Raw genomic sequence first — 3,320 nt, 5'->3', positions numbered from 1 at the left:
AACAGCGCCGGCACCGCCAACGGCACCACCGTCGACCTCTACGACTGCAACGGCACCGGCGCCCAAACCTGGGTCCACCAAAGCAACGGCGCCTACCTCAACCCCAACTCCGGCAAATGCCTCGACGACACCGGCTGGGGCGCCTCCGGCACCCAAGCCCAAATCTGGAGCTGCACCGGCAACTCCAACCAATCCTGGAGCCTGCCGTAATGAAGTAATGCGCTTATAGCATGCATAGCACTCAACCGGGGCGGATGTCCGGCATCGAGCCGGGCGGCCGCCCCGGTCTGTGCAGCAAGGAGCGGTGTATCCCCCTGTGCGTGGGAGACAATGCATTGTCGAACGCGTAATCGTCCCCCGTTGACGGTGTGAGCACCTCCTGCTGCGAGGGGATTCGCGGGCGGTCGTTCGAACGCCTGGCTCTCGCCTTCGGGCTCTGGCTCGACTATGGTCAGGCTGGCATACATGTCCGTACTCGGCGACATGACCGGCCAGGAGGCGCCCGTGAGAGTCGGACTGCTGACACGGGAGTTTCCCCCCGATGTCTACGGCGGCGCGGGCGTGCACGTGGAGTTCCTGGCTCGGGAGCTGCGCACACTGGTCGACCTGCAAGTCCATACCTGGATGAGTCGCGGGGCGCCGGACGGGCAGCCCGGCGTGTGGAGGCACCGCGCCGACGAGGCGCTGTCCGATGCCAATGAGTCGCTGCGTGCCCTGTCGATCGATCTGTCGATGGCGGCGGCCGTGGCCGGCAGCGATCTGATCCACTCGCACACCTGGTATGCCAACATGGGCGGGCATATCGCCAAGCTGCTGCACGGCGTCCCGCACGTGATGACCGCACACTCGCTCGAACCGCTGCGTCCGTGGAAGGCCGAGCAACTGGCTGGGGGATACACGCTGTCGAGCTGGGCCGAGCGCACCGCTATCGAGGCAGCGGACGCGGTGATCGCCGTGTCGCACGGAATGCGTAAGGACATCCTGTCCTGCTATCCCGCGCTGGACTCGGCACGGGTACACGTCGTGCACAACGGGATCGACACTGAGCTGTACCGCCCCGACCCCGACTCCGACGTCCCCGAGCGCCACGGTGTGGACGGAGGTCGGCCCTACGTGCTGTTCGTCGGACGTATTACCCGGCAGAAGGGTGTGCCGCACCTGCTGCGGGCCGCACGACGTCTCGATCCGTCCGTTCAGCTGGTGTTGTGCGCGGGCGCCCCGGACACGCCCGCGATCGACCAGGAGTTCCGTGCGCTGGTCGACGAGTTGCGTGAACTGCGTGACGGGGTGATCTGGATTCCGCAGATGCTGCCCCGGCCGGAGGTGGTCGGGTTGCTGAGCCGGGCCGCGGTGTTCGTCTGCCCGTCGGTGTACGAGCCCCTGGGCATCGTGAATCTGGAGGCCATGGCCTGCGGCGCGCCCGTGGTGGCGTCGGCGGTGGGCGGCATCCCCGAGGTCGTCGACGACGCGGTCACGGGTCTGCTGGTCCCTTACGAGGAGAAGGACCCGGACGCGTTCGAGGCGGCGCTCGCCGATGCGCTGGGCCGGGTGATCGCCGACCCGCCGGCCGCGCGCCGCATGGGACAGGCGGGCCGCGAGCGCGCGGTGCGCGAGTTCGGCTGGGATGCCATCGCCCGCCGCACCGTGACGGTGTACGAAGAGCTTCTGCGGTAATAGCGGTAACAACGACAACACCCGCACACTCAAGCGGCAGGCGAACGACGAAAAGGGGGCGACGGATGCGCGGCGGTCCTTCGGTGCTGGGAATCGTGCTCGCGGGCGGCGAAGGCAAGCGGCTGATGCCGCTCACCGCCGACCGGGCCAAGCCGGCGGTGCCGTTCGACGGCGCCTACCGGCTGGTGGACTTCGTGCTGTCCAACCTCGTCAACGGCGACATCATGCGCATCTGCGTGCTGACGCAGTACAAGTCGCACTCGCTCGACCGGCACATCACCAAGACCTGGCGGATGTCGAACCTGCTGGGCAACTACGTCACGCCGGTGCCCGCGCAGCAGCGGCTCGGCCCGCGCTGGTTCCTGGGCAGCGCCGACGCGATCTACCAGTCGCTGAACCTCGTGTACGACGAGCAGCCCGACTACATCGTGGTGTTCGGCGCCGACCACGTGTACCGGATGGACCCGCGCCAGATGCTGCGCCAGCACATCGAGAGCGGCGCGGGCGCGACGGTCGCCGGCATCCGCGTCCCGCGATCGGAGGCGTCTTCGTTCGGCATCATCACGCCCGCCTCCAACGGCCTGAGCGTGGAGCGCTTCCTAGAGAAGCCAGCCGACCCGCCGGGGCTGCCGGACGACCCCGAGCACGTGTACGCCTCGATGGGCAACTACATCTTCACCACGAAGGTACTGCTCGACGCGCTGGACAGGGACGCCGACGACGAGCGCTCCGTGCACGACATGGGCGGCAGCATCCTGCCGATGCTCACCGAACTGGGCATGGTGCAGGTCTACGACTTCGACCAGAACCACGTGCCCGGCGAGACCGACCGAGACCACGGCTACTGGCGGGACGTGGGCACGCTCGACGCGTACTACGACTCCCACATGGACCTGATCTCGGTGCATCCGGTCTTCAACCTCTACAACCGGGAGTGGCCGCTCTACACCCAGTCCTTCCAGCTGCCACCCGCCAAGTTCGTCGCGGGCGGCATCGCCAGCGAGTCGATGGTCGCACCCGGCTGCATCGTCACCGGCCAGGTCACCCAGTCCGTACTGTCGCCCGGCGTGGTCGTCGAGGAGGGCGCCGTCGTACAGGGTTCGGTTCTGCACGACAACGTCCGCGTCGGTCGCGGAGCCGTGGTGCGCCGGGCCATCCTGGACAAGAACATCGTGGTACCGCCGGGTGCCACCGTCGGGGTCAACCACGATCGAGACCGCGAGCTGTACCACGCTTCAGCCAACGGGATCATCGCCCTGGGCAAGGGACAGCGCGTGTTGTGACCCACGAACGGTGATATGTGCTGGCGGTGCTCTGGTTGTTCGGACGCGTCAGACGATTCGCTCGGCCGATGACACGATGATGCGCAGCGGGCCGCGTACGTAGGTCATGCGCCGCAGCAAGGCGTGGCTGCCGGGACGTGTCGTCGGGCGAAGGACGACGAGGCCTCCGGGTGCTGGTTCAAGAACGAAGAACCTGCACTCGGAGGCCTCTGGTGTCGCCGCGTCAGCAGGTGAGGTTGCCGCCCGGGGAAACGCCGAGGATGGAGGTGAAGCTGTTGTAGTCGTTGACGCGGTCCTGCATCTCGGCGGTGTTGCCGCCGTTGCACTCGATGCTGTTGATGGCGCGGATGGTCGCGCCGAACC

The 3,320-nt window shown here is 67.4% G+C and carries 4 protein-coding genes; 3 read left to right on the top strand and 1 reads right to left on the bottom strand.

All coding sequences use genetic code 11. The annotated features are described in order from the left end of the window. The 3 genes from VGS97_RS08155 to glgC all read left to right on the top strand — a co-directional run. On the top strand, positions 1-210 hold a 210-nt coding region (locus VGS97_RS08155), incomplete at its 5' end, for an RICIN domain-containing protein (protein ID WP_326852654.1). Between the two features lie 294 nt (positions 211-504). Continuing rightward, on the top strand, positions 505-1,674 hold the full coding sequence (gene glgA, locus VGS97_RS08150; protein ID WP_349262043.1) for a glycogen synthase: 1,170 nt from the start codon (positions 505-507) through the stop codon (positions 1,672-1,674). Between the two features lie 65 nt (positions 1,675-1,739). Next, positions 1,740-2,957 (top strand): glucose-1-phosphate adenylyltransferase, encoded by a 1,218-nt coding sequence (gene glgC / locus VGS97_RS08145; RefSeq protein ID WP_326852652.1) that lies wholly within the window; start codon positions 1,740-1,742, stop codon positions 2,955-2,957. 223 nt (positions 2,958-3,180) lie between these two features. Here the strand turns inward: glgC and VGS97_RS08140 are convergent. Then, positions 3,181-3,320: glycoside hydrolase family 19 protein (locus tag VGS97_RS08140; RefSeq protein ID WP_349262042.1), on the bottom strand; the 140-nt coding region annotated here is incomplete at its 5' end.

This window comes from Actinocrinis sp., from assembly GCF_035946395.1.
Classification (GTDB): Bacteria; Actinomycetota; Actinomycetes; order Streptomycetales; family Catenulisporaceae; genus Actinocrinis.
This window is presented reverse-complemented; position numbering and strand designations above follow the sequence as displayed.